The organism is Paludifilum halophilum, assembly GCF_002245355.1.
Classification (GTDB): Bacteria; Bacillota; Bacilli; order Thermoactinomycetales; family DSM-45169; genus Paludifilum; species Paludifilum halophilum.
Window position 1 is genome coordinate 1 of the sequence record NZ_NOWF01000004.1, and the last position, 25,347, is coordinate 25,347.

The 25,347-nt window shown below is 51.3% G+C and carries 25 protein-coding genes, 1 tRNA gene and 1 riboswitch; of the genes, 9 read left to right on the plus strand and 17 right to left on the minus strand.

Going from position 1 to position 25,347, the window contains the following annotated elements; genetic code table 11:
- Positions 1-143: 143 nt before the first annotated feature.
- The 5 genes from CHM34_RS07155 to CHM34_RS07175 all read right to left on the minus strand — a co-directional run bounded on the left by CHM34_RS07155 (position 144) and on the right by CHM34_RS07175 (position 1,952).
- Positions 144-362 (minus strand): hypothetical protein, encoded by a 219-nt coding sequence (locus tag CHM34_RS07155; RefSeq protein ID WP_094263930.1) that lies wholly within the window; start codon positions 360-362, stop codon positions 144-146.
- Positions 359-592 carry a DUF7667 family protein gene (locus CHM34_RS07160; RefSeq protein WP_094263931.1) on the minus strand — a complete coding sequence of 78 codons (234 nt, stop codon included), beginning with the start codon at positions 590-592 and terminating at the stop codon, positions 359-361. The genes CHM34_RS07155 and CHM34_RS07160 overlap by 4 nt, the downstream gene beginning before the upstream one ends.
- A gap of 218 nt (positions 593-810) precedes the next feature.
- Positions 811-1,335: a helix-turn-helix domain-containing protein gene (locus tag CHM34_RS07165; protein WP_094263932.1), complete on the minus strand. Its 525-nt coding sequence runs from the start codon at positions 1,333-1,335 to the stop codon at positions 811-813.
- A gap of 72 nt (positions 1,336-1,407) precedes the next feature.
- A complete protein-coding gene (locus CHM34_RS07170) occupies positions 1,408-1,713 on the minus strand; it encodes a helix-turn-helix domain-containing protein (RefSeq protein WP_094263933.1) in 306 nt (101 codons plus the stop codon).
- Complete coding sequence (locus CHM34_RS07175) at positions 1,713-1,952, minus strand: helix-turn-helix domain-containing protein (protein WP_094263934.1); 240 nt, start codon at positions 1,950-1,952, stop codon at positions 1,713-1,715. Before CHM34_RS07175 ends, CHM34_RS07170 begins: the two co-directional genes overlap by 1 nt.
- A 172-nt stretch (positions 1,953-2,124) precedes the next feature.
- On the opposite strand from CHM34_RS07175, the gene CHM34_RS07180 reads away from it, so the two are divergent.
- From CHM34_RS07180 to CHM34_RS07190, 3 genes are all read left to right on the plus strand, one after another.
- The gene (locus tag CHM34_RS07180) at positions 2,125-2,448 is read left to right on the plus strand and encodes a helix-turn-helix domain-containing protein (protein WP_094263935.1); all 324 of its coding nucleotides are present in this window, start codon (positions 2,125-2,127) and stop codon (positions 2,446-2,448) included.
- Positions 2,449-2,552: 104 nt separating this feature from the next.
- Positions 2,553-2,999, plus strand: a complete 447-nt coding sequence (locus CHM34_RS07185) for an ImmA/IrrE family metallo-endopeptidase (RefSeq protein ID WP_094263936.1) — start codon at positions 2,553-2,555, stop codon at positions 2,997-2,999.
- 190 nt (positions 3,000-3,189) lie between these two features.
- On the plus strand, positions 3,190-4,338 hold the full coding sequence (locus tag CHM34_RS07190; RefSeq protein ID WP_206093763.1) for a site-specific integrase: 1,149 nt from the start codon (positions 3,190-3,192) through the stop codon (positions 4,336-4,338).
- 100 nt (positions 4,339-4,438) lie between these two features.
- On the opposite strand, the gene CHM34_RS07195 is transcribed toward CHM34_RS07190, so the two are convergent.
- The 5 genes from CHM34_RS07195 to guaB all read right to left on the minus strand — a co-directional run bounded on the left by CHM34_RS07195 (position 4,439) and on the right by guaB (position 10,286).
- A tRNA-Ser gene (locus CHM34_RS07195) sits at positions 4,439-4,528 on the minus strand.
- Between the two features lie 136 nt (positions 4,529-4,664).
- Positions 4,665-5,939: a serine--tRNA ligase gene (serS, locus tag CHM34_RS07200; protein ID WP_094263938.1), complete on the minus strand. Its 1,275-nt coding sequence runs from the start codon at positions 5,937-5,939 to the stop codon at positions 4,665-4,667.
- 504 nt (positions 5,940-6,443) lie between these two features.
- Positions 6,444-7,037, minus strand: coding sequence for a pyridoxal 5'-phosphate synthase glutaminase subunit PdxT (gene pdxT / locus CHM34_RS07205; protein ID WP_094263939.1), 594 nt, complete (start codon positions 7,035-7,037; stop codon positions 6,444-6,446).
- A 354-nt stretch (positions 7,038-7,391) separates the two neighbouring features.
- On the minus strand, positions 7,392-8,585 hold the full coding sequence (locus CHM34_RS07210; protein WP_169713640.1) for a D-alanyl-D-alanine carboxypeptidase family protein: 1,194 nt from the start codon (positions 8,583-8,585) through the stop codon (positions 7,392-7,394).
- Positions 8,586-8,828: 243 nt separating this feature from the next.
- Positions 8,829-10,286: an IMP dehydrogenase gene (guaB, locus tag CHM34_RS07215; RefSeq protein ID WP_094263941.1), complete on the minus strand. Its 1,458-nt coding sequence runs from the start codon at positions 10,284-10,286 to the stop codon at positions 8,829-8,831.
- A 299-nt stretch (positions 10,287-10,585) separates the two neighbouring features.
- Positions 10,586-10,773: riboswitch (Lysine riboswitch) on the plus strand.
- A gap of 176 nt (positions 10,774-10,949) precedes the next feature.
- On the opposite strand from guaB, the gene CHM34_RS07220 reads away from it, so the two are divergent.
- Together CHM34_RS07220 and CHM34_RS07225 are read left to right on the plus strand one after the other, a co-directional pair.
- Entirely contained in the window at positions 10,950-12,407 is a 1,458-nt protein-coding gene (locus CHM34_RS07220) for an amino acid permease (RefSeq protein ID WP_276207688.1), read from the plus strand.
- Between the two features lie 322 nt (positions 12,408-12,729).
- The gene (locus tag CHM34_RS07225; RefSeq protein WP_094263942.1) at positions 12,730-13,803 is read left to right on the plus strand and encodes a YaaC family protein; all 1,074 of its coding nucleotides are present in this window, start codon (positions 12,730-12,732) and stop codon (positions 13,801-13,803) included.
- 329 nt (positions 13,804-14,132) lie between these two features.
- Here the strand turns inward: CHM34_RS07225 and gyrA are convergent, their stop codons facing one another.
- The 7 genes from gyrA to dnaA all read right to left on the minus strand — a co-directional run bounded on the left by gyrA (position 14,133) and on the right by dnaA (position 23,024).
- On the minus strand, positions 14,133-16,583 hold the full coding sequence (gyrA, locus tag CHM34_RS07230) for a DNA gyrase subunit A (RefSeq protein WP_094263943.1): 2,451 nt from the start codon (positions 16,581-16,583) through the stop codon (positions 14,133-14,135).
- 35 nt (positions 16,584-16,618) lie between these two features.
- Complete coding sequence (gyrB, locus tag CHM34_RS07235; protein WP_094263944.1) at positions 16,619-18,532, minus strand: DNA topoisomerase (ATP-hydrolyzing) subunit B; 1,914 nt, start codon at positions 18,530-18,532, stop codon at positions 16,619-16,621.
- A 42-nt stretch (positions 18,533-18,574) separates the two neighbouring features.
- Positions 18,575-18,847 carry an extracellular matrix regulator RemB gene (gene remB / locus CHM34_RS07240; protein WP_094263945.1) on the minus strand — a complete coding sequence of 91 codons (273 nt, stop codon included), beginning with the start codon at positions 18,845-18,847 and terminating at the stop codon, positions 18,575-18,577.
- Positions 18,848-18,851: 4 nt separating this feature from the next.
- The gene (recF, locus tag CHM34_RS07245; RefSeq protein WP_338048651.1) at positions 18,852-19,964 is read right to left on the minus strand and encodes a DNA replication/repair protein RecF; all 1,113 of its coding nucleotides are present in this window, start codon (positions 19,962-19,964) and stop codon (positions 18,852-18,854) included.
- A gap of 24 nt (positions 19,965-19,988) precedes the next feature.
- The gene (gene yaaA, locus CHM34_RS07250) at positions 19,989-20,204 is read right to left on the minus strand and encodes a S4 domain-containing protein YaaA (RefSeq protein WP_094263947.1); all 216 of its coding nucleotides are present in this window, start codon (positions 20,202-20,204) and stop codon (positions 19,989-19,991) included.
- A 39-nt stretch (positions 20,205-20,243) separates the two neighbouring features.
- Positions 20,244-21,380: a DNA polymerase III subunit beta gene (gene dnaN / locus CHM34_RS07255; protein WP_094263948.1), complete on the minus strand. Its 1,137-nt coding sequence runs from the start codon at positions 21,378-21,380 to the stop codon at positions 20,244-20,246.
- A 297-nt stretch (positions 21,381-21,677) separates the two neighbouring features.
- On the minus strand, positions 21,678-23,024 hold the full coding sequence (dnaA, locus tag CHM34_RS07260; protein ID WP_094263949.1) for a chromosomal replication initiator protein DnaA: 1,347 nt from the start codon (positions 23,022-23,024) through the stop codon (positions 21,678-21,680).
- A gap of 609 nt (positions 23,025-23,633) precedes the next feature.
- Between dnaA and rpmH the strand changes: the two genes are divergently transcribed.
- From rpmH to yidC, 4 genes are all read left to right on the plus strand, one after another.
- Complete coding sequence (gene rpmH, locus CHM34_RS07270; protein WP_094263951.1) at positions 23,634-23,768, plus strand: 50S ribosomal protein L34; 135 nt, start codon at positions 23,634-23,636, stop codon at positions 23,766-23,768.
- A gap of 109 nt (positions 23,769-23,877) precedes the next feature.
- Entirely contained in the window at positions 23,878-24,267 is a 390-nt protein-coding gene (gene rnpA, locus CHM34_RS07275; RefSeq protein ID WP_094263952.1) for a ribonuclease P protein component, read from the plus strand.
- Positions 24,264-24,473: a membrane protein insertion efficiency factor YidD gene (gene yidD / locus CHM34_RS07280; RefSeq protein ID WP_094263953.1), complete on the plus strand. Its 210-nt coding sequence runs from the start codon at positions 24,264-24,266 to the stop codon at positions 24,471-24,473. Before rnpA ends, yidD begins: the two co-directional genes overlap by 4 nt.
- A 116-nt stretch (positions 24,474-24,589) precedes the next feature.
- Positions 24,590-25,327: a membrane protein insertase YidC gene (gene yidC, locus CHM34_RS07285; RefSeq protein ID WP_439116315.1), complete on the plus strand. Its 738-nt coding sequence runs from the start codon at positions 24,590-24,592 to the stop codon at positions 25,325-25,327.
- Positions 25,328-25,347: the final 20 nt, after the last annotated feature.

Here is a 25,347-nt window from a genome sequence, read left to right on the forward strand (position 1 = left end):
TTGGAGCTTGAGTATTTCCGGTCGGTGCATCCAGAATCCGTTTGTAATCCACGGCCATGTGGCATTCCTCCTTGGAGATTTGATTTACGCGGCGGGTTGGGGCGGAATCGGCGGGAGAGGACGGGGGTTTCAATTACCGGCTTTCATCCTGACCCGGCTCCTTCCCCCGGGGACAGTTGATCCAGTAGGTCGTCCCGGATCGCCATCATCATGGCTAAATGGTTTTCATCATTCTGGGTCCAGGGGCGTTGCCTCATCAGTCCCAGTGCCTTTTTTCGGATCGTCAGCAACCGTTCCACTTCCAGATCCACAGCCTCCACCACATAACCCCATTCCTCTTTGTCAAACTGAACATTGATCATGTTTTTCCTCCCTCTCCCATTTCCATGAGCTTTTCATTTGCTTCCCGGGCCAACTTCGCATCACCGGCAATGAATGCAGCGGTCGTCAAATTCCTGTAAAAGGCGATCTTCCAGGCTCGGTTCATGATGTAGTCCTTGATGAGATCCATTTCTTTCTGTTCGGGTTTTGTGAGCGGTCGTTTCTTCTCGACAGTCCGGAGCATCGCCAAGCGTTGGATCGTGGGTAGCACTCCGGTTCCTCCTTTTGCTGTACGCTCTTGATGTGGTATTATTGGAGGTAATCAAATGTTTGTTTATCGGCCTGCTTTGTGGGAAGCAGGTCTTTTCTCGCCTCCGAAACGAACTTCCAAAATCCATTGGCGAAGTTCTTTTGGATAAGCTAGCCATTCTTGCGGCTTGATCCGCATGGACTCTCACCTCCTTCGTGTGGTATAATGTCTTTAGTCACTTATCGGGCGCCCTTCGGGGCGCTTTTCTTTTTGATGTAGCCCCGCTCTTCCAGCTTCCGCCGGTGCTCCCTCCACATGTCGGTCCAGGATAGACCGTATTCCTGACAGTAGACGGCGACCAAATGGCTAAGACACACGATAACGTCGATCGATTCGATCAGCGTATCCTTGATATCATCGTGCCGGCCACGGTCCGGTCGGTTCACCGAGCTCGTCGCTGAGATTTGTTCCATCGCTTCCTGCAGCTCCTCCAGCGCTTTCTCCCGGACGGCTGACCTGTGGAGGTCAACCCCGTCCAATTTAGGAATCCACCCTTCCCCCAATACTTCCTGAGCGGCTGCCATTGCATAGAACCCATCGTCCAATAACTTTGTCGCCTTCCTCACAACGTCTCTGGGCATCTTCCGCCGACCTGCCTCAATTTCGGATATCATTGATCGGCTCAGGTTCAACTCCTGCCCCAGTTCCTGCTGAGTGACACCGGCCTCATTCCTTGACTGTTTCTGAACAACTCCAAGTGTCATTTTTCTAATATTCCTCCTTTTGTGTCATTTACAGGATTCTACGTCACAACCCCATGTGTTACGGTTTACTTATCACCGACCTTCGCATTGTTGATGAAGCCAATTTTCCAACGCTTTTCTGGGAATTAGCTTCCGATGACCAACTGAGACCACCGGAAACCCTGGAATGTGTATCATTTCGTACAGCTTAGAGCGAGAAACGCCAAGTGCTTCCGCAGCCTGATCAATGCTGTAAACCAAAACATCGGTTTTCTCTTGCTCTCGCTGTCCTCGTTCTACCAGCTGTATCACCTGTTCGTTAAGATCGGCGATGGACTTCAATAATGAAACCAGTTGGTCGTCTTCTCGCTCCCGGTTAGGTAAGGGTGTGATGGTCATTAGATCGCCTCCCTATTTGCAGCGTTTTTTGTACGCTTAACGCGACCGTTTTGGGTATAAAAAAGAGCCATGTCGAACAATAATACAGATGCTATTCGATTCGCGACCTGCCCACTTGGATTTTTATAGCCAAGCTCGATTTCACATAGATAGTTATGAGAGATTCCTACAATTTCAGCAAGCTGTTTTTGAGTAAATCCAGCTTCAGTTCTCAGTTTAATAAGCCATTTGCGTTTCAAGAATGTTACCCCCTTCCATTCGCATATCGCGACCTTTTCAACATCATTATATTCTCGTATCGCGAACAATGTCAAGCTTTTTTTTTTAAAAAAATCGCGTTTCGCGAACTCGCTTTATGTTCGCGCTTCGCGACATTATAATAGAAATAAGATAATAAAAGGCGTGATGAAAATGATTGGAAAACGAATTGCTCAAGAAAGAAAACGAAAAAAGTTGTCTATGCAAGAAATGGCTGATCGTTTGGGGATCGCTAAAAGCACCTTTGCCGGATATGAATCGGATTACCGACAACCACCTTTAGAAATAGTGAAGAAGCTGGCTGATATTTTTGAAGTATCAACAGATTATCTTCTCGGAAGAATAGACAATCCAGAAGGATATGAAACGATTGCAGCCCACCGATCCGATGATCCCATGGATGATTTACCACCGGAAGCCCAACAGGATATTGAGAACTTCAAGGAATTTATACGTAAAAAATATGGTTTAGAGTGAAAGTGGACACAAAAACAAAACTCACTACGAACAATATTATAGACAGGGGAACATATGATCGCTTGTTTTGTAAGGAGACTCTCTTGAATTAAAGGAGGGAATGGATGACCTCAGACCTCTTTCAACTATCTCAACAAGAAGGGATTATCATCGAGTGGTTTAAATTTAGCTCAACACTTGAGGGATTATACTGGTTCACAAAAAACAAACGACCCGTTATCGGTCTTTCGGACTCCTTACAAAATAACCAACCCCGACTCCGCTCAGTTTTAGGCGAAGAATTGGGTCATCATTTTACCAGTATGGGAGAAGGGATTACGCAATCCCATTACCGTTATTCTGATCGATTAAATGTAAACCGTATTGAACACCGCGCCTTATGTTGGGCGGCAAGTTATCTTATTCCTTTGGACAACCTCTCTGATGCAATACATAGTGGTTTGACTGAATACTGGCAGTTAGCAGAGCATTTCGTTGTAACTGAAGATATGATTGATTTTCGGGTTCGAATGATGGATGTGAGAAGGCTATTTATATCAGGAGGCTTCTAAGTGATAAAACACATCTGTGACCAATGTAGGAAAGAAATCAACATTGGATATTTACCCGATTCCTGGTTGAAAATTATTCAACAAATTTCCGATGACCACTTTACTGATCTGCACTTTTGTTCATGGGAATGCTTATCATACTACCGGAAACAGGAACAAATTTAATAAATTGGTGCGTAGGAGGGGTTACATGCATGTCCGAAAACGAGGAAATAAATGGTGTTTTGTCTTAGATGTTGGTCGAGATCCTCAAACAGGGAAAAGAAAACAAAAGTGGTTCTCTGGTTTTAAAACAAAGAAAGAAGCTCAAAAGGCCATGACAGCAAAACTGCATGAATTGAACCAAGGGGCATATATTGAACCATCTAAAATTACTTTGGCAGATTACTTAAACCGATGGTTAAATGATTATGCTCGTATCAATTGTTCTCCCCGAACTCTCGAAGGATACGAATATATAATTGAAAAGCATTTGATACCGGATTTGGGAAATATCACATTAGACAAGCTGAAGCCTATGGATCTACAAAATTATTATGGGAATAAGTTAATCAACGGTCGGAAAGATGGTTCTGGGGGATTATCCCCCCGATCAGTACTTCATCATCACCGAGTACTCCACGAAGCACTTGAATACGCTGTAAGGTGGCAAGTGATAGCTATTAACCCTGCTAAAGCAGCCACACCACCCAAACCACAGAAAGCACAGGTGAATGTTCTTAACAAAGAAGAAATCCATCAACTCCTTACGGCATCCAAAGGAACTCCCTACTACGAGCCGATTTTTTTTGCCGTCAACACTGGTATGAGAAGAGGAGAAATATTTGGTTTAAGGTGGAAAGACATCAATTTTGAAAACAATATAATTAGTGTTCGTCAAACTCTACAACGTCTTAAAAGTGAGGGACTCAAATTTCGAGACACAACCAAAACCGATGGAAGCCGGCGAACAATTTTCGTTTCAGAATCAGTTATCGATATGCTTAAGAAACTGAAAACCAAACAGGCAAAAAACAAGATAAAAGCAGGACCTTACTACAAAAATTACGATCTTGTCTTTGCAAAGAATGATGGGTCGCCTATTGATGTTGATTACTTTTCTAAAGCATTTGGTTTACTGATAAAACGGATAAATCTTCCGCATATTCGGTTTCATGATCTTCGTCATACTCATGCAACACTTCTCTTGCAACAGGGAGAACATCCAAAGGTGGTATCTGAGCGGTTGGGCCATTCCACCATCGCGATCACGATGGACACCTACTCTCATGTCATGCCCAATATGCAAAAGGAAGCCGCCCAGAAATTGGACGACTTCCTTTTTAAAAATGGAGGATGAAAACACTTTATCATGATAAAGGTTTGCAATCTGTTTGCAATCCGTGCTTTTCCGAAGTATTTTCATCCTATCCCAAAAACGCTATAACCCTTGTCATTATTGGCGGAGAGGGTGGGATTCGAACCCACGGAGGGCGTAAACCCTCGGCGGTTTTCAAGACCGCTGCCTTAAACCACTCGACCACCTCTCCGTATGGCGACGGCTACGCCATGATATTATACGGTCGATCCCCCGGAAAAGTCAAGGGGGATCGCCGATTCGTTCTAGAGACGTTGTGATGGAGCACGTTCTTGGCGAGTCCGAAAAGAGGCTTTTTCACAACGCTTCTAACCGATCCGCTCCGATCCTCCCATATAAGGACGGAGAACTTCCGGGATCAGGATGCTTCCGTCTGCCTGTTGGCCATTCTCCATCAGAGCGGCTACGGTTCGGCCGACGGCCAACCCGGATCCGTTCAAGGTGTGGACGAATTCCGGTTTGGATTTTGTATCCCGGCGATAACGAATATGGGCCCGACGGGCCTGGAAATCCTCGAAGTTGCTGCACGAGGAGATTTCCCGGTAGGTTTCGGAGCTGGGCATCCACACTTCCAGATCATATTTTTTAGCGGCGGTAAAACCCAGATCCGCAGTACACATCAAGAGGACGCGGTAAGGAAGCCCTAACAGCTGAAGCACTTTTTCAGCATCCTCAACCAATGACTCCAGTTCATCATAGGAGTCTTCCGGCCGTACCAGTTTGACCAATTCCACCTTGTTAAACTGGTGATTCCGGATCAGCCCCCGGGTATCTCGGCCCGCCGAACCCGCCTCCGAACGAAAGTTGGCGCTGAAGGCGACAAATTTTTCGGGAAGATCCTTCCCATCCAGGATCTCATTCCGGCGATAGTTGGTCACCGGAACCTCCGCTGTGGGAATCAGATAATACTCCGTATCCTCCACAGCGAAGGAGTCCTCGGCAAACTTGGGAAGCTGACCGGTCCCCATCATGCTGCCCCGATTGACCATATAGGGAGGAATCATCTCCGTATAACCGTGTTGTTCGGTATGCAAATCCATCATCCAATTCATCAGAGCGCGCTCCAGTTTCGCTCCCAACCCCTTGTAAAACACAAACCGTGAACCCGTTACTTTGCCAGCCCGTTCAAAATCCAGCAGGTCCAACTCCTGGGCCAGATCCCAGTGGGGTTTGGCCTCAAAATCGAAGCGGGGAATCTCCCCCCAATAGCGGACCGGGACGTTGTCTTCCTCACTGTCTCCGACCGGCACACTCTCATGGGGAATATTGGGCAGGGTATAAAGGACTTCTTCCAGCTCCTCCTCCACCTGACGCACCTCTTCATCCAACGCTTTGATCCGGTCACCGACACGCCGCATCTCCTCAATTTCCGCCTCTGCGTCTTCCCCTGCTTTTTTCTTGCCGGCGATCTCCTTGGAAACCGTATTGCGCCGGTTTTTCAGCTGTTCCGTCTGCTGGAGCAGTTCACGGCGACGCTCATCCAGGCGGGTCACAGAATCCAGACCCCCGATGTCTTCTCCTCGATGTCGCATTTTTGCCCGAACCTCATCCATCCGGTTGCGCAACATCTTTAAATCCAACATCGCGTATCTCCTCCGATCCTTCAAAAAAATAGAACTCCCATCCCAAGGGACGGAAGTTCCGCGTTGCCACCCTCATTGACCGGACGGATCCACCGTCCCGGGTCCTCTCGAGAGCGGGATAACGACCGCCAACCGGAAGCGCTTCACGGCCACGCCGTTTTCACGCCCGGCTCCGAGAGGGATTCCCGGGACGGGCAGGGCGGTTTACACCAGCCACCGCCTCTCTGTAGCCGCCCAGTCCCGGTACTCTTTCTCATCCGCACCTTTGATCGAATCCAGCCATTCTTATACGGTCAGGTGTGTTAATTAACCATAGGCGGGGAGATCGTGTTCTGCCACGCTAGAGCCCCTTCAGGAAACTTTGATCTGTTTGATCCCTTGCTGGGAGTGGTCGGGTTGGTAGGCCGTCTCCGATCTCTTGCAAAAAACGCAAAGGATCTATGCCGGCCTACCACCCTCCCAACTTGATTATCAGATGGGGCACTAGTTAATCAACCGTCACTGTTATACGGTATTGGTCTTCTCCGTCCGGGATTCCTTCACCATCTCCGCAAAGTAGGAATGAAGCCGGTGATCCTCTGTCAGTTCCGGATGGAAGGACGCACCCAAAAAAGGACCCTGCCGCACAATGACGGTCCGGCCTTCCAGGGCGGAAAGAACATCCACTTCCGGACCCGCCTCGGAAATATATGGCGCGCGGATAAAGACCGCCTCATAGTCCTCCGCGACACCTTTCACATCGAGGCGGGCTTCAAAGCTTTCCCGTTGGCGTCCAAAGGCATTCCTCCGCACAGTAATATCCATCAGTCCCAGATGGGAACCTTCCATCCCTTCAATCCGCTTCGCCAAGAGAATCAATCCGGCGCAAGTTCCGAACAGGGGTCTTCCTTTCCTCCCCATCTCTTTCACGGGTTCCATCAGATCGTACTGATGCATCAGCTTACTGATGGTGGTCGACTCCCCGCCGGGTATGACCAGCCCATCCAGTCCTTCCAGTTCATGATTCCGCTTCACCGGAACGGCTTCAACACCGGATTGTTCCAGCATCCGAACGTGTTCCCGAACCGCCCCCTGCAGGGCGAGCACTCCGATTTTCAACCGCACATTCCTCCTGTCGTTCCGCTTACCGGCCCCATCCGAAGTCCGATCGACCCCAGCCATCCCAGAAAACGTCTCACTGGATCATCAGCCGCTCCAATAAAGGAAGCTTCCGTCCTTCGATATCTTCTCCAGTATTCCCGGTATCCTGTCATCGTAAAAATCATTTTTTTACTGGATCGCTAACGGTCTTGTATTTCGACACTCCATCCTAACTCATTTTAGCATAGAATGGGAGGGTTGGGGGGATATTGAGTTCCGCCGCGATTTTGCCCCCCAAAGAACCAGTGCCTGGAAATCCATTTGAGAGGACGATCAGTCGGCGGAACCCGATCAAAATCGCTTAAAGGAGTACTAAAACAGCGAAGCGAAAAAGTCACCGGCTCGGCGAAAGAAAAGCCGGATCCAGCCCGCCTTTTCCACATCCCGGCCGATCACCAGAGGAATGGGCTCCAACCCGGGAATTTCCTTTCCATTGTACAAAATTTTCGCCTTCCCCACCACCGTTCCCGCGGATAAAGGCGCTTGTAAATCGCCGGAGATCTCCACCTGATAACGGATATGTTCCTTATTTCCTTCCCTTACAGGAAGAACCAAGGATTCCTCCGCCAGGAGGCCGACTTCCGGATCAACGCCCCCGTCGACGGAAACCTTTCCATATCCGGGAATAGCATGATCCGCCTGAACGACTTTTTGCATTTCATATAGATCAAAACCATAATCCAACAGTTTCGCCGTCTCTGTAAACCGTTTCTGTTTGGAGGAAGTCCCCATTACGACAGAGATGAAGCGCATCCCATCCCGCTCAGCCGTTCCTGCAAAACCGTAACCCGCTTCCCGGGTGTATCCCGTCTTGAGACCGTCAATCCCTTGATAGGAGTGGGACAACCCCGGTACCATCCGATTCCGGTTCACGAGCACCATTTCCCGTTTTTCCCCAGGTCGGAAGGTGTAACGGGGTTGGGATATTTTATCCACTACATCGGGGTAGTCCAACAACAAGCGACGGCTCAGCCGTCCGATATCCTCCGCCGACATCTGATGCTCTCCCTTCACCTCGGGAGGCCGGGGGTAGCTGTGCCGGGGCAGACCGGTACAATTGACAAAATGAGTCTGTTCCAAACCCATCTCCTTCGCCTTTCGATTCATCCAACTGACGAACGTTTCCTCGCTTCCGGCGAAATGTTCCGCCAGAGCGACAGCGGCGTCATTGGCGGAATGAATCGCCATCGCGGAAAAAAGCTCCTCAACCGTCCGTGTCTCCCCTGTCTTCAGATAAACCTGCGACTCACCGATCCGGGCCACATTTCGGCTGACTCGGACAGGATCGTCCCATTCGGCTTGTCCTTGATCAATTTTCTCCAAAATCAGATACTCGGTCATAATCTTGGTTAAGCTGGCGGGTGCATAGGACTTGCCCGCATGATGTTCCGCCAAAATTAAGCCGGAATCCATCTCCATCAAAATATAGGATCGAGCTTCCAATTCCGGCAGGGGTTCCGCCGCTTCTGCGGGAACGGCGGAAACCATCCACAGCCAAACGATCAATAAGCAACAACCCATCGCCATCCATGGTTGAGGTATACTCCTCAACCATCCCCGTTTCCCGCTCACTCCTTAGGGATCACCTCTTTAAAAGGATAGAAAATGATACCACTTCCAACGACACATGAATAGTTTACCGAAAGGAAGACCGGTTGAAAACGGGGATAAAGCCGAGAACAAAAAACCGTAAAAAAAAGCCCCCCTTGCGCTAATAAGGGCAAGAGGGCTTTTTCAAAAGTCTTTCGGTCACAGGTTGTAATTGGGCGCTTCCTTCGTAATCTGCACGTTGTGGGGGTGGCTTTCCTGGAGAGAAGCACCGGTGATGCGGATAAACTGGGAATGGTCCTTCAACTCGTCCAGATTTTTGGTTCCGCAGTATCCCATTCCGGCCCGCAAACCGCCCATCAACTGGTAAACCGTGTCGACGAGGGGGCCCTTAAAGGGGACCCGGCCTTCAATTCCTTCCGGAACTAACTTCTGCTGGTTTTCCTGGAAGTAACGATCTTTGCTCCCCGCTTTCATCGCACCGATGGAACCCATGCCCCGGTACACTTTAAACTGGCGTCCCTGGTAAATCTCCGTTTCTCCCGGGGATTCCTCGGTACCGGCAAACATGCTTCCCATCATGACGGCGTCCGCTCCGGCGGCCAAGGCCTTGACAATATCGCCGGAAAAACGGATACCTCCGTCAGCGATAATGGGGACATTGTGCTTCCGGGCAACCCTGGCACAATCATAGATCGCGGTGATCTGCGGTACACCGATGCCCGCTACCACCCGGGTCGTACAGATGGACCCGGGACCGATCCCCACTTTGACGATGCTGGCTCCGGCTTCGATTAAGTCTGCAGTGCCTTGACCGGTAGCGACGTTGCCTGCCACAATCACCAAGCCGGGGTACTCCCGGCGCAGGTCGGCCACCGCGTCCAAGACTCCCCGGGAATGACCGTGGGCGGTATCTAACACCAATACGTCCACTTCCGCTTCCACCAAGGCGGCCACCCGTTCCTTCATATCCTGGGATACGCCGACAGCGGCTCCTACCAGCAGGCGGCCTTGCCCGTCTTTGGCGGACTGAGGGAACAAGGTTGCCTTTTCGATATCTTTAATGGTAATGAGTCCTTTGAGCACTTTCTCCTCATCCACCAGAGGCAACTTCTCAATCTTGTACCGCTGCAGGATTCCTTCCGCTTCCTGCAGGGTGGTGCCCACCGGAGCGGTTACCAAATCTTTTCGAGTCATCACTTCAGAGATCGGCGTGGAATAATCGCGGACAAACCGGAGATCCCGGTTGGTGAGGATTCCGATCAACTTCTCATCCCGGTCCACAATCGGTACCCCGGAAATGCGATACTTGGCCATCAGGGACTCGGCATCGGTTACTCGATGATCCGGATGCAGATAAAAGGGATTGGTGATGACGCCGCTCTCGGAGCGTTTGACCCGATCCACTTCCTCTGCCTGCTCCTGGATTCCCATACTCTTGTGGATGATACCGATCCCTCCTTGACGGGCCATGGCAATGGCCATCGGAGCTTCCGTCACGGTATCCATCCCGGCGCTCAACAGCGGGGTATTCAGACGGATCGTTTCCGTCAGGCGAGTGGAAAGATCCACATCCCGCGGCAATATCTCGGATTTGGCCGGCATCAGTAAAACATCATCGAAGGTTAAGCCTTCTTTAGAAAATTTATCCTCACGCATCGACATCCAATCCCCTTTACGTAAGATCCACTTTCTAATATTTTTGCCAGTCTAACAAAGCCCAAAAACCGTGTCAAGATGCGTCACTACGGTAATTGAAGCCGTTCAGACAACCGGGAAACCAAAGGATATTTTTCTTTAAAAACTTAAATGGAAAATAATATATAAAAAGGATTTTAAAGGGGTTTTTGATTTTGGCGGGGCAGGGTGTGAGCAATCTTTACCATTGTCGTCTTTCGATTTTTCCTTTATACTGAAACCATTGTAGATCAATCGAATATCAAATCCTCATCATCAAACGATGGGGTAGAGGTTGCGGCTTTCATCAGTATTCCGTACGAGGTGCGGAGAAGACTGTCGACTCCGGAAGAAAGGGAATGCCGCCGAAGTTTCCCCGTATTCTCCGAACGGGGAGGCTGGGTCTGTCACCGAAAGGGACAGGACTGTCACGTGACCGTTGCGGTACTCGTGATGCGCTATCTTCATGGAAGGTTGATGCGGATTTTCAGGGTACCGTCGAAAAAGGTTTTCGACGGTATTTTTTGTTTCCACTCCTTCCGCAGATGGCGACTCGATGCCGAGTGCCTGCCACCCACCACTCTCAAACCCCTTTTTTCGACCTGTTGTTGAATTCGTGGGTTGACTGCAAAGGAGTGACTTATTTTGAGCGATTCACCCAACCGGCTGAAGCGGAAGCTTCAGGCGCGACATCTATCCATGATCGCCATCGGGGGCTCGATCGGGACCGGACTGTTTCTCGGAAGCGGCAGCGCGATCCATACCGCCGGCCCCGGGGGTGCTCTCGCCGCTTATATGGCCGTTGGACTCATGGTTTATTTCTTGATGGCCAGTCTGGGAGAAATGGCCTCGTACTTGCCGGTCTCCGGGTCTTTCAGCACTTATGCAGCCCGGTTTGTCGACCCCGCCCTGGGTTTTGCCTTGGGCTGGAACTATTGGTACAACTGGGCGATTACAATCGCCGCCGAATTGTCCGCCGCAACCCTGATTATGAAGTTTTGGTTCCCGGACAGTCCTTCCCTCCTGTGGAGCGCTTTGTTTCTCATTCTGATCACAGGACTCAACTATCTGTCCGTTAAAGGGTACGGCGAATCGGAATACTGGTTTGCTCTGATCAAAGTGAGTACAGTCATCATCTTTATCGTCGTCGGGCTTTTGATGATCCTCGGGATCATGGGGGGCGAAGCCGTCGGATTCCGTAATTTCACCATCGAAGATGCCCCCTTCCACGGCGGTTGGCTGGCCGCTCTCAGTATTTTCATGGTCGCGGGATTTTCCTTTCAGGGAACGGAGATGATCGGGGTGGCCGCCGGGGAAAGCGAAAACCCGGGGAAAAACATCCCGAAAGCGATCCGGCAAGTGTTTTGGCGAATCCTTCTGTTTTACGTTCTCGCCATTTTCGTGATCGGATTGCTCATCCCTTACACCCATCCCAACTTGGTGAATGAAAGCATCACCAGTATCGCCGTCAGCCCGTTTACCATGGTGTTTGAAAAAGCGGGTCTGGCTTTTGCCGCTTCGGTGATGAATGCCGTTATTTTGACAGCGGTTCTTTCCGCAGGCAACTCCGGGATGTACGCTTCCACCCGGATGCTGTGGGTTTTGGCTAAAGAGGGGAAGGCTCCCCGTTTTCTGGCCAAGGTGAATAAGCGGGGGACCCCAGTGAATGCCTTGCTTGTCACCGCTTCCGTAGGAATGGTCGCCTTCCTCGCTTCCCTCTTCGGCGACGGAGCCGTCTATGTCTGGCTGTTGAACGCCTCCGGCATGTCCGGCTTCATCGCCTGGGTGGGGATCGCGATCAGCCACTACCGGTTCCGTAAAGCGTATGTCGCTCAAGGACGGGAGCTGAACACCCTGCCCTTCCGGGCCCGGTGGTTCCCCTTCGGTCCGCTTTTCGCATTCGCTCTCTGCACGATCGTGATTCTCGGGCAAAATTACTCGGGCTTTACCCAGGATCCGATCGACTGGTACGGAATCCTGGTCTCCTATATCGGACTTCCTCTCTTTCTGCTGGTATGGCTCTCTTATAAGTTCGTCAAGAAGACGAGGATCGTCCCCTTGCAGGATTGTCGTTTCGACGGAGAAGAGACCTCTGCGAAGTAGGGCCTGTCTAGGTGGATCAGCTCCTTTCGGCAATCGACCAGACACACCTTTAAAACCGATCAAACAAACGGCTCCGGCCACCCGTTCAGGGCGGCCGGAGTTTTTTTCGGCGAAAAAATGCTTCCCTCCTTTCGGTATGTCGGGGCGGTACTTTGCCTCATAAGTCCTTGGATTTCTTCACAATTTATATTCAGGTATGTTGATGACCCATATAACTTGGACGTGTCTAGTCATTCGCTTATAAGTAGCTGGCATGCGATTTCCAGTGCAGCAACCTTTACACTCTCAAGGGAGCACAAGTTAGCGGAGGAGGATCCGATCGGTGGATGTTCGCCCGATCCGGCGCATTTCCTGCGATTTTCCGGAACAAAAGATGTGGAATCTGTTTCTCATCCTGGAAAACGAGACGACTGTCAGACGGTTCCTGACGGAAAAGTATCGACGGATGGGGTTAGAACATCCGGAGAAGGCTTCCTTCCATACGGCCCATCCACTCATCTATTACATCAAACAAGGCCGGGATATCTACCGTTCCGCCGGTCACAGCGGGGTGTTCATCCGCCCGCTCCTCTCCTATTACGGAATGATGAATCTGGCCAAAGCATGGATGTTGTCCATGGATCCGGAATACCCCCGGAACACAGCAGTCTTGCGACACGGAGTATCCACCCGTAAACGGAAAAGAAGGGGGTTTTCCTTCCTTTCCGACGAAGTTCGGGTCCAACGGAACGGTCTGTTTGCTGAATTGGCCCGCTGTGTACAGGTTCCACCCTTAAACGGGGAAAGCTGGGCGATGAGGGATCTTTTTTCCATCCTGCCGGAACTGCAGGACGGCTACCGTCAGTTGTTCAGAAAGGCGACTCTCTTTCCCGTTGTCGTCCCCGATCCACTGTCAAAGAGGAACTTACGGGAGATGCCCTTCTTTTTGGAAGAAAGCATTCTGGACACGTTTCACCGAACCCCCCGCAGTTTGGTGGAATATCTGAACCGGAACCGATCCGATCCCGAGGTCTTTTTTTCCTGCGGGGACAACCCAGTCACCGGGGAAAAACTGTGCCTGAGCTGGCACCATCCCCGAACCGATCATGTCGACAGCTGGGAAAAGGGATTTTCCCACCCTTTGTTCCGGGAAGACGGAAAAGGCGGTTATTACCTGTTTTCCGGTAATAACCGCCTGTTATCCGCTCTGCCCGAAGCATTGGTCCATTATCTGATCCTGTTTGCTCTCAGTATGTTGTGCCGGTATGAAACCCCTCTTTGGGGGGAAATGATCTACGGCCTGGCCGCTGAAGACATGGTTTTGATCCAGGAGTTCCTGGATGTCAGCCAGCGTAAATTCCCCAACATGATCCTGAATCATCTGTTTGAGGAGAAATTGATCTTTACCTCTTCCTAGAAGCCTTGTGATTTAGCACGACCTTGGTGGGTCAGGGTGGGGTTCCACACACCGTTTCGTTGTTCTGACGAGCCAAAGGCACTCCGTGTTGAACCCCACCCTCCCGAACAGGGGACTTTTTCACCATGCTTCTAGTACCCCTTCAGGCAACTTTGATCTGTTTGATCCCTTGCTGGGGGTGGTCGGGCTGGCAGGCCGTCTCCGATCTCTTGCAAAAAACGCATAGTGAGACCGGGAAGCGGAGCGACCTTGGCGAGACTTGTGCTCTCCTGAGTGCAAAGGATCTACGCCGGCCTACCACCCTCCCAACTTGGTTACCAGATGGGGCACTAGGATTCCTCTCCCTCGGCTTCTTCTTCATGGGTAGCGACCCGGGCCACGGTGGCCACCTCTTCTTCGTCCTTGAGGGAAATCAGCTTGACTCCCTGAGCATAACGGCCCATGGAGGAAATTCCGGAAACATTCATCCGAATCACCACACCGGAAGTGGTGACGATCATCAAATCTTCTTCGGAAGAGACGACCTTCAGACCGACAACCTGTCCTTTGCGTCGGGTCACTTTTTGCGTCTTGATCCCTTTTCCGCCCCGGGACTGGGTTCGGTACTCGGACATCGGGGTCCGCTTCCCGTAACCCTTGGAGGTCACAATCATGACATCATTTTCAGCGTGGACGATATCCATGCCGACCACTTCATCTTTCTCCGCCAAGGCGATTCCCTTCACCCCGGTCGCGGTTCGGCCCATGACGCGGACATCGTGTTCCGGGAAGCGGATCGACATTCCCATCCGGGTTCCCATAATGATCTCCTCACGGCCGTCCGTGAGGCGAACGCCGATCAGTTCGTCGCCTTCTCGGAGATTAATGGCAAAGAGACCGTTCCGCCGGATATTTCCGAACTCTTCCAGGGATGTCTTTTTAACCACCCCGTGCTTGGTCCCGAAGAAAAGATAGCAATCCGAGGTGAACTCCTTCACTGGGATGATGGCCTCGATATACTCTCCCTGATCGATTTGGATCAGATTGATGATCGGCGTTCCGCGGGCCTGACGGGAGAGCTCCGGAACGTCAAAGGCCTTCATCCGATAGACCTTGCCTCTGTTGGAGAAGAAGAGCAGGTAATTGTGGGAATGAGTGACGAACAGGTGTTGAACAAAGTCGTCTTCCCGGGTCCCCATGCCGGAAACCCCTCGGCCTCCCCGTCGCTGCGCCCGGTAGCTGGATAAGGGCATCCGCTTGATGTAACCCCGGTGGGTGAGCAGAATGGCCACCTCATCCTCCGGAATCAGATCCTCGTCCGCAATCTCCTCGGTATTCAGCAGGATCCGGGTCCGGCGCTCATCGGCAAACTTTTTGCGAAGGGAAACGAGTTCCCTGCGAACGACATTCAGAATTTGCTTCTCGGAAGAGAGAATCTTTCTCAACTTGTCGATCGTTTTGAGAAGTTCGTTATACTCACTTTCAATCTTTTCCCGTTCTAAACCGGTTAACCGCTGCAGTCGCATATCCAGAATCGCCTGCGCCTGCTTTTCCGACAAACCGAAAGACTCCATCAGCCCGTCCTTGGCTTCCTGGGTCGCCCGGGAACGGCGGATCAATTCGATCACTTCATCGATATGATCCAGAGCGGTCCGCAGACCCTCCAAAATGTGAGCCCGCTCCTCCGCCTTTCGCAGATCATACTCCGTCCGGCGGCGAATCACTTCGATCTGATGTTGCAGATAATGGTGAAGCACCTGCTTCAGATTGAGTACGACCGGTTTCCCGTCCACCAGAGCCAACATATTCACGCCGAAACTGGTTTGAAGCGCGGTATGCTTGTATAGGTTATTCAGCAGGATGCGCGGATTAACATCCCGCCGCAGTTCAATAATGATACGCATCCCTTCCCGGTCGGACTCATCCCGCAGGTCGGTGATGCCGTCGATTTTTTTGTCGCGAACCAGTTCGGCGATCTTCTCCACCAGTTTCGCTTTATTCACCTGGTAGGGAAGCTCCTCCACCACGATCCGCATCTTACCGTTATTGGCTTCTTCGATCCGGGTTTTCGCCCGGATGCGAATGCTGCCCCGACCGGTCCGATAGGCCTTTTTGATGCCGTCCCGGCCCATAATCATTCCGGCAGTGGGAAAGTCCGGCCCCTTGATATATTCCATCAACTCATCGATGGTGATCTCCGGATTTTTGATCATAGCCAAAAGACCGTCAATCACTTCTCCCAAATTGTGAGGCGGAATATTGGTGGCCATCCCCACAGCAATCCCCGACGCCCCATTGACGAGGAGATTGGGGAAACGGGAAGGGAGTACCAGGGGCTCTTCCAGACGGCCGTCGTAATTGGGCCCGAAATCGACGGTCTCCTTCTGAATATCCCGAAGCAGCTCCAGGGTGATCGGGGCCATACGGGCTTCGGTGTACCGCATCGCCGCCGGGGAGTCCCCATCGATGGAACCGAAGTTTCCGTGTCCGTCCACCAGCATATTCCGGTAGGAAAAATCCTGGGCCATGCGGACCATGGTATCGTAAACCGCCACATCCCCGTGGGGATGGTAGGAGGCCAAAACGTTACCGACCACATTGGAGGATTTCCGGAAACCCTTATCCGGCGTCAGACCCAGCTCGTGCATCGTATAGACGATTCGCCGGTGAACTGGCTTTAATCCGTCTCTCACATCCGGGAGCGCCCGGCTGACAATGACGCTCATGGCATAGTCCAGGAAGGAATTTCGCATCTCCTGGCTGATATTGATCTCGTTAATCCGTTCCTTTTCTTCAGGCATGAAGCTTCCCTCCGCTTTATTCTAGGTCGCCCGCTTCAGATATCCAGGTTGCGCACTTGTTTGGCATATTCCTGGATAAACTCGCGCCGCGGCCCCACTTTATCCCCCATCAGGGTTTCGAAAACGCGGTCGGCATCCATGGCGTCCTGGAGGGAGACCTGCAACAGGGTCCGGCTCTCCGGGTCCATGGTTGTCTCCCAGAGTTGGGTGGCGTTCATCTCACCCAGACCCTTGTACCGCTGGATCTCCACCTTCCCTTTACCTGTCAGATTTTGAACAAATGCCTCTTTCTCCTGATCATTGAAGGCGTAAAGGATTTTTTTCCCCCGGGAGATTTTATACAAAGGCGGTTGGGCGATATAGACAAACCCTTCCTCAATCAAGGGACGCATATAGCGGTAGAAGAAGGTGAGGAGCAACGTCCGAATATGAGCGCCGTCCACGTCGGCATCAGTCATGATGATAATCTTGTGGTACCGGGCTTTCTTCAGGTGAAAATCGTCCCCGATCCCAGTGCCGAGAGCCGTTATAATCGTGCGAATCTCATCATTGGATAACGCCTTGTCCAGACGCGCTTTTTCCACGTTGAGGATTTTCCCCTTCAGGGGAAGAATCGCCTGAAACATGCGGTTTCGTCCTTGTTTGGCCGTACCGCCGGCAGAATCCCCCTCCACCAGATACAGTTCAGTCAGATCGGCTTTGCGGGAAGTGCAATCCGCCAGCTTTCCCGGCAAAGAACTGACTTCCAGGGCGTTTTTACGCCGGGTCAGCTCCCGGGCGCGTCGGGCCGCTTCCCGGGCCCGAGCGGCCATCACCGATTTTTGGATCACTTTTTTGGCGATATTCGGGTTTTCCTCCAGGAAGGTCAAAAAGTGTTCCGTAAACAGGGATTCCGTCGCTGTACGAGCCTCGGAGTTCCCCAGTTTGGTCTTGGTCTGCCCCTCAAACTGCGGATCCGGGACCTTGATACTGATAATCGCGGTTAATCCTTCCCGAGTATCATCCCCGGACAGGTTGCTATCGTTCTCTTTCAACAGATTGTACCGGCGGGCATAGTCGTTGACTACCCGGGTCAGGGCCGACTTGAACCCAGCTTCATGGGTCCCGCCCTCATGAGTGTGAATGTTATTGGCATAGGAATAAATGTTGCCGGAGAAACTTTCATTGTATTGGAGAGCGATTTGCACGACCATGGAATCCTTTTCCCCTTCGATAAAAACCGGAGGTTGGTGAAGCGTGTTCCGGTTCCGGTTCAGATGTTCTACAAAGGAAGCGATTCCTCCGTCATATTTGAACTCCTGGGACTTGCCTTCCCCCCGTTTATCATTCAGGTTAATTCGAATCCCGCGGTTAAGGAAAGCCAGCTCTCTGATCCGGTTTTCCAGGATATCATAGTCATACTCCGTTGTCTCCGTAAAGATCTCCGGATCCGGCTGAAACGTAACTCGGGTGCCCGATTCCTCGGTTTGACCAACCACCTTCAGATCGGCTTCCGGAATCCCTTTCCGATAACGCTGTCGATAAATGTTTCCTTCCCGATGGACTTCCACTTCCAGCCATTCCGAGAGGGCATTGACGACGGATACCCCCACACCGTGCAGACCGCCTGAAAATTTATAACCGTCTCCGCCGAACTTCCCGCCGGCGTGGAGAACGGTCATAACCACTTCCACTGCGGGCCGCCCCATCTTAGGTTGAATGCCTACAGGGATTCCCCGTCCGTTATCCACAACGGTGATGCTGTTGTTTTCATTGACGGTCACACTGATTGTATCGCAACGTCCGGCCAAGGCTTCGTCAATACTGTTGTCCACAACTTCCCAGACCAAGTGGTGGAGACCGCGACTGCTCGTGGAGCCGATATACATCCCCGGTCTCCGCCGAACCGCCTCCAGTCCCTCCAACACCTGAATCTGGGATTCATCATAGTTGGTCTTGTCTATGGTCACCTCAGGTCACCTACTCTTTTTCAGTCCTTTTTTTGTCGGCTGTCAGGATCTATTCCTTCCTAAAGACCGGTTGCCTCCCTGTTGAGCGCGTTTCATCAGTGTCAGGGATGAAATGGGGGAAGCATAGATCGCGGTCTCGGTTACGACATAGGATTTGATCTCTTCGACGGTGGAGATCACCTCCAGCCGACCTTGGCTGCGCCCTTCTTCCAAAAAGGGGGTCAGCGTTCCGGAAGATCGTCGGATTCCGGCATCCAGGATCGTAACGACTTCTCTGATGCGAATCATTTTATTGCCGCCCAAATGGATAAACACCGTCTCACCTCAGTTCGGAAATATTACCCTGTCGCACGCGGAAAATACGAGCCCTGTCAAGAGTCTCTTCATCAATCCCTTCCAATCCGGTGGCAGTGACAAAGGTTTGCACCTTGCCCCGGATCGCCTCCAACAGATGGGTTTTACGGGAATCGTCCAGCTCGGAAAGAACGTCATCCAGGAGTAAAATGGGATAAGTGCCGGTCTCCTGCCGGATCAGTTCGATTTCCGCCAGCTTGGTAGAGAGTGCCGCCGTCCGTTGTTGACCCTGGGATCCGAACGTGTGAAGATCCGTCCCGTTGACCGACAGGCGAAGATCATCCCGGTGGGGACCGATCAGAGTGCTTCCCCGGTGGATCTCCCGATCCCGAAGCTGTCCCAGCTCCTGTCTCAAAACGTCGGCATACATCTCTTCGTCCATGTCCGGATCCACTTCGGCGGAGGGAAGGTATTCCAGGCAAAGGGTTTCCCGCCCCTGAGTGATGGAATGGTGAATATCCCGAGCCCAATGGGAGAGTCGTCCGATAAATTGATATCGCCTTTTCCACAAGTGTGTACAATACTCGATCAGCTGCTCATCCAACACTTCCAACAAACCGGACTCTGGCCGCCGGTCTTTGGCCAGCTCTTTCAAAAGGCTGTTACGCTGGGTGAGCAACTTGTTGTAACGGGTCAGATAGTGGATATAAGCAGGATGGACCTGACCGATCTCCATATCGAGAAACCGTCGTCGAACCTGGGGGCTTCCCTTTACGATGGACAAGTCTTCCGGGGCGAACAAAACAGCGGTGAGGGAACCGATATATTCACTGAGGCGGCGCTGTTCCAAACCGTTCCGCACCACTTTTTTCCCTCGGGGATGGAGGCGGACTTCCAGCCGTTGAGACCGGTCCTCCCGCACCACCCTCGCCTGAAGGCGTGCGACGGATTGTTCCCACCGGATTAGTTCCTTATCCTTGCGAGTGCGGTGGGATTTTCCGATCGAGAGAACATAGAGGGATTCTAAAATATTGGTCTTCCCCTGGGCATTGGGCCCGACAAACAAGTGGAGCTCGTCCGGGCAATCCAGCTTCAGGCGGGAAATATTGCGGAACTGAAACAGTTCCAATTGCTCCACATACAATCGGATCCCCTCCCTCCGCTAAGAACGGACCAGCCGTACGGTATCAAACCCCTCGATCTCTATCGAGTCCTGTGGATAAACTTTCCTCCCTCGACGAGTCTCAAGTTCGCCGTTTACCCGTACCTGGTTTTCCGCCAAGTAAATTTTGGCCTGTCCCCCGGTGTCCAAGAGATTTAATTTTTTCAGCAACTGACCCAGGGTGATATATTCCGTATGAATCAAAATTTGCTGCACGCCATTCACTCCAAACCGTCCGAGACTAAAAAGAAACAGCTAGCGGGTCCGGATGGGGACAATCAAATGAAGAGCGTCTTCCCGATCTGCCGGTTGGATGACAAAAGGGGTCATCGTCCCCGTAAAATGAATTTGAATCTCGTCGGAGTCGACCGCTCTCAGAGCCTCCAACATAAATTGGGCGTTAAAGGAGATGCTCATCTCTTCCCCGTTCACTTGAGCCCCCACCTCTTCTAATACGCTGCCCACGTCTTGGGAGGCGGAGTGAACTTGAACCGTGTCTTCTCCCTTCATCGTCCATTTTATCACATTATCCTGGCCATCCCGACTGATTAATGCAGCCCGGTCCACCGATTGGAGCAATTCCTTCGTATTGAGGAGGACCTCCGTCTTTCCGCTGTTGGGAATTACCCGGTTGGTATCGGGATAAGTTCCGTCCAGCAGCCGGGAGAAAAAGAGGAGGTTGTCCGCTCGAACCATGACTTGGTTTTCAGAGAGGACAACATCGACCCATCCCGTCTGGTCCGCCAAAATCTTCCCTAATTCGGATAAACTTTTTCCAGGTACAACAACGTTTTCCACAGACAGGTCTTCCGGGGCTTCCACATCGGCTTGCCGCCGGGAAAGGCGGTGGCTGTCGGTAGCGACAAAGGTCAGTTTTCCCGAGGAGATTTGCCAAAGGACACCGGTCAATACTCCCCGTGCCTCGGAAGTAGAAACAGCAAAGCCGGTTTGACGGATCATGGATTTCAGTAAGTCCGCCGGTAAGCTGAACATCCGGTCTTCCCTGAGTTGAGGGAGGCGGGGATACTCCTCCGGATCGAGACCCTTCAGCTCAAATTGAGCCTGTTCCGATCGCAAGATGGTTTTCCACTGTTCATCCACAACCCAGTCAACGGATTTTCCGGGCAGCTTTCGCACGATATCGCTGAAAATCCGTCCGGGAAGGACGACACTACCTATTGTTTCCACTTTTACTTGTTCCTTATCATCCTTCTTAACGGGGACGCAGACTTGGATGGTCAAATCGGAATTACTCCCCGTCAGCCAAAGGCCGTCCTCGTCCACAGAGGCTTTAACCCCCGTCAGAATGGGAACAGTCGTCTTTTGAGACACCGCTTTAGAGACTTGAGAAACGGCTTCTACCAAAGCGGAACGGGAGATCCTGAATTTCATGGGAATCCTCCTCACCTTTTATCCACATTCGGCGCCCCTATGTCATTCAATCATTGAATCCACTGTCGGAAAAGACCCTGGAATCAAAATAGGACAAGAGGCGGAATCATAATCTCACGTATATTACATATATATTATATGTTAAGTGCCGTCGTCGTCGTAGTAGGGGCTGTGAATATGTGTATAACTGCCTTCAACCCAAGTAAGACAGCCTATACACGCTGTGGATAAGTTGTGCATAGGCTGGTCATAGTTGTCCACATTGTTCACAGGTCCATCGATCGAAAAAATATGAAGTCAGTACTGATTCAGTTTTTGTTGGATGTCGTGAATCGCTTTTTGCATGTTTTGATCCATAGAAAGTGTGCGGGAGATTTTTTCATGGGCGTGAATCACCGTAGAGTGGTCCCGGCCGCCGAACTCCTCACCGATTTTGGGCAGTGATGCGTCGGTCATTTCCCGGGACAGATACATGGCGATCTGCCGGGGAAGGGCGACGTTTTTGGTTCGTTTTTTTCCCTTCAAATCTTCCACTTTCATGTGATAGTAATTGCTGACCGTTTGTTGAATTTCCTGGATTCCAATCACGTTGGGACGGGAGTCCTCGATAATATCCTTCAGGGCTTCCGCGGCCAGCTCTATTGATACCGGTTGGTTCATCAGAGCGGAATAGGCGACCACCCGGATCAGCGCCCCTTCCAGTTCCCGGATGTTGGTGTCGATCCGGTCGGCGATAAAGGCCATTACTTCACTGTCGATATCCAAATGGTCGGCGATCGCTTTTTTGCGCAGGATCGCAATGCGCGTCTCCAGGTCCGGCGGTTGGATGTCGGTGATCAATCCCCACTCAAACCGGGAGCGGAGCCGGTCTTCCAGGGTGGGAATTTCCTTGGGAGGCCGGTCACTGGAGATGACAATCTGTTTGCTTTCTTCGTGCAGGGCATTGAAGGTGTGGAAAAACTCTTCCTGGGTCTGTTCTTTTCCGGCGAGAAACTGAATATCATCGATTAACAAGATATCCACATTCCTGTATTTATTGCGGAAGTCATCGGTTTTGTTGTCCCGAATCGAATTGATGAATTCGTTGGTAAACTTCTCCGAGGAGAGATAGACCACACGGGTATGGGTCGGGTTGGACAGGATGTAATTGCCGATGGCGTGCATCAGATGCGTTTTTCCCAATCCGACTCCCCCGTAGATGAAAAGCGGGTTATAGGCTTTCGCCGGGGCTTCCGCTACTGCGAGAGAAGCGGCATGGGCAAAACGATTGCCTGAACCGATGACAAAGGTATCGAAACTGTACCGGGAATTGAGTTGAGTATTGGGGGTGTCAGGCTGGGATGGAGGGTTTTCCACGGCTGCGGCACTTTCCTCCTCCGCGTCGGGCATCACTGCCGAATGAGTGATGAATTGTACGCCGATGACGGAACCCGTCACCTCCTGAAGGGTTTCCCGCACTAAGTTGGCATAACGGGATTCCAGCCAATCCCGGGCAAATTCATTCGGAGCGGAGACAATCAGTGTTTCGTCCCGGTAATCGACAGCCTCCGTTGCCTGGAGCCAGGTTTCAAAACTGGGTTTGGACAGGCGTTCACGGATCAGGTCGAGAGCATTTGCCCACAGTTCTTGAATGTGTGTATCCACAGGTATCCCCCCTTTCCGTTATCTATCGCGGTGATGATTTCGTTAAAAGAATCCACAGGGTTGGTTACGGAATCCACAGGGAATAGAGCCGTTTTCCACATTATCCACACCCTGTGGAAAACATCTATCCCCACCTCTGTGGATTTCGTTGTGAAGTTATCCACAGGGTGTGGATAATGAAAGGTGGAAACCGAGTTATCCACTATGGAAAGCATCAACATCATATCAAATTTGTCCGGACGTCACAACGATCGGGGAACTTTTATCCACAATCCACAGGGGTGTGGATATTTTTTGTCCACAGGGATGAATTTGTGGATAATATGGGGATAACCCCGTGGATAATTTTTTGGATAAAGGAATCCGATCCACATGTGGATAACAAATCTGTGGATCAAGCGGATTCCTCAGTCGGTTATCCACATGTGGATACTTCCTTCTCCTTTTCTTGACAACTGTTCGTTTACCCCGATATAATGATTGAGAATGTCATTCGTGCGAGCCATTATGCTCCATGAGAGATTTACTTTATTGGATAGAAGGGAGGGTGCCTGGTTACTGACTCGCTCCATTGAGCGAAACGGGTTGGAATAACCAGGTGATCAGTATATGAAGCGCACATTTCAACCTAGTAATCGCAAACGGAAAAATGTTCACGGCTTTCGCCAGCGCATGAGCACGAAAAATGGCCGTAAGGTGTTGCGCAACCGCCGTCGAAAAGGCAGAAAGATCTTGTCCGCATAGGCCACTTTTCTGAGGTGGCCTTTTTTCCTATGGAACGGACACGTTTATTTCCGCTCATAACCGACCCATACTGGAACCAGGGTATGGTTCCGGGAAAGGGGGGCTTCGGTTGCAGAAGGAGCATCGGTTAAAGCGGCGCAACGATTTCCGGCGCGCTTTTCGCACAGGTACGTCTACGGCCAACCGCCAGTTTGTAGTCTATCGTTCGGCGAGAAAGGAAACGGGTCCGGTTCGGATCGGGATTTCGGTCAGCCGCAAGGTCGGTAACGCTGTTGTCCGTAATCGAATCAAGCGGCTGGCCAAGGAGATTACGAGACAGTGGACCGATCATTTGCCGAAGAGCACGGATATTATCCTGATCGCACGGAAACCGGCGGCTCGAATGGATTATCACCAGATGAAATCCAGTCTGCGCCATGTTATGAAAAGAGCGAAATTGCTGCCGAAAAACTTTTCCGATTCAAAACCGGATTCCCCGCGCGAGGTGAACAGCCGATGAAGGTATTGGCGATTGGATTCATCCGTTTCTACCGACGTTTTCTCTCTCCGCTGACTCCTCCCACTTGCCGATTCGCTCCGACATGTTCCCAGTACGGACTGACCGCCATCTCCCGGTACGGCTTTTGGCGCGGGGGGTGGATGACGGTCAAGCGTATTTTCAAATGTCATCCCTTTCATCCCGGGGGGTATGATCCGGTTCCTTGAACCCGGTCTCCCGGGTATTCCACATACATCCTGATCGATCGCCTCTTCCGGTTGTTTCCCGCAACAGCTTAAGGGTTACACTCGGAAACAGGTTGGAATCGAAGGAGGAGTCCTTTTTGCTTAGACGACGTCTCATTCTGGGCATTGTTCTCATCGCGGCTTTCTTGACTTTGGCCGGATGTGCTCCGTCACCGGATCAGATGAAACCCATCGATCCCGAGACGGCGGGTTTTTGGGAAAAGTATTTTGTTCTGCCCTTATCCATTATCTTGGATAAAACGGAAAATATATTGGGCAGCTACGGTTTAGCGATCCTGGTGGTCACCATCATGGTTCGTCTCCTGGTCCTGCCCTTGACGCTCAAGCAGATGAAGAGTTCCCGAGCGATGCAGAAACTGCAGCCGGAGATGAACAAGCTGCGGGAAAAATATAAAAACAACCAGCAGAAGCTGCAGGAAGAGACGATGAAGCTCTTCCAGAAGCACAATGTGAACCCCTTGGCGGGGTGTCTTCCGATCTTGATCCAGCTGCCGATTTTGATCGGTTTCTATCAAGCTATTATGAAAAACCAACATATTGCCCAGTCAGATTTCCTGTGGCTGCAGTTGGGACATGCTGATCCCTACTATATCCTGCCGATCGTTGCCGCCGGGACGACTTATTTGCAGTCCGTCGTCATGGGGATGAGCGAGAACCCTCAGGCCCGGGCGTTCATGTTTATCATGCCGATCATGATTTTCGTGTTGGCATTCAGCTTCCCTGCGGCTCTGGCCTTGTATTGGGTGTACAGTAACCTGTTTACCATGGTCCAGTATTATTTCTTGGGTGATAAATTCAAGATGAAGCAGGGATAAATTCAAGGTGAAGCGGGAGG

Bases quoted from the DNA above. Each gene is read 5' to 3' on its own strand.
- guaB (WP_094263941.1), bottom strand. From the start codon at position 10,286: ATGCGTGAGGATAAATTTTCTAAAGAAGGCTTAACCTTCGATGATGTT.
- rpmH (WP_094263951.1), top strand. From the start codon at position 23,634: ATGAAGCGCACATTTCAACCTAGTAATCGCAAACGGAAAAATGTTCAC.
- CHM34_RS07165 (WP_094263932.1), bottom strand. From the start codon at position 1,335: ATGACACTTGGAGTTGTTCAGAAACAGTCAAGGAATGAGGCCGGTGTC.
- yidD (WP_094263953.1), top strand. From the start codon at position 24,264: ATGAAGGTATTGGCGATTGGATTCATCCGTTTCTACCGACGTTTTCTC.
- CHM34_RS07155 (WP_094263930.1), bottom strand. From the start codon at position 362: ATGATCAATGTTCAGTTTGACAAAGAGGAATGGGGTTATGTGGTGGAG.
- dnaN (WP_094263948.1), bottom strand. From the start codon at position 21,380: ATGAAATTCAGGATCTCCCGTTCCGCTTTGGTAGAAGCCGTTTCTCAA.
- gyrA (WP_094263943.1), bottom strand. From the start codon at position 16,583: ATGCCTGAAGAAAAGGAACGGATTAACGAGATCAATATCAGCCAGGAG.
- CHM34_RS07180 (WP_094263935.1), top strand. From the start codon at position 2,125: ATGATTGGAAAACGAATTGCTCAAGAAAGAAAACGAAAAAAGTTGTCT.
- serS (WP_094263938.1), bottom strand. From the start codon at position 5,939: ATGTTGGATTTAAAGATGTTGCGCAACCGGATGGATGAGGTTCGGGCA.
- CHM34_RS07170 (WP_094263933.1), bottom strand. From the start codon at position 1,713: ATGACCATCACACCCTTACCTAACCGGGAGCGAGAAGACGACCAACTG.
- CHM34_RS07190 (WP_206093763.1), top strand. From the start codon at position 3,190: ATGCATGTCCGAAAACGAGGAAATAAATGGTGTTTTGTCTTAGATGTT.
- CHM34_RS07185 (WP_094263936.1), top strand. From the start codon at position 2,553: ATGACCTCAGACCTCTTTCAACTATCTCAACAAGAAGGGATTATCATC.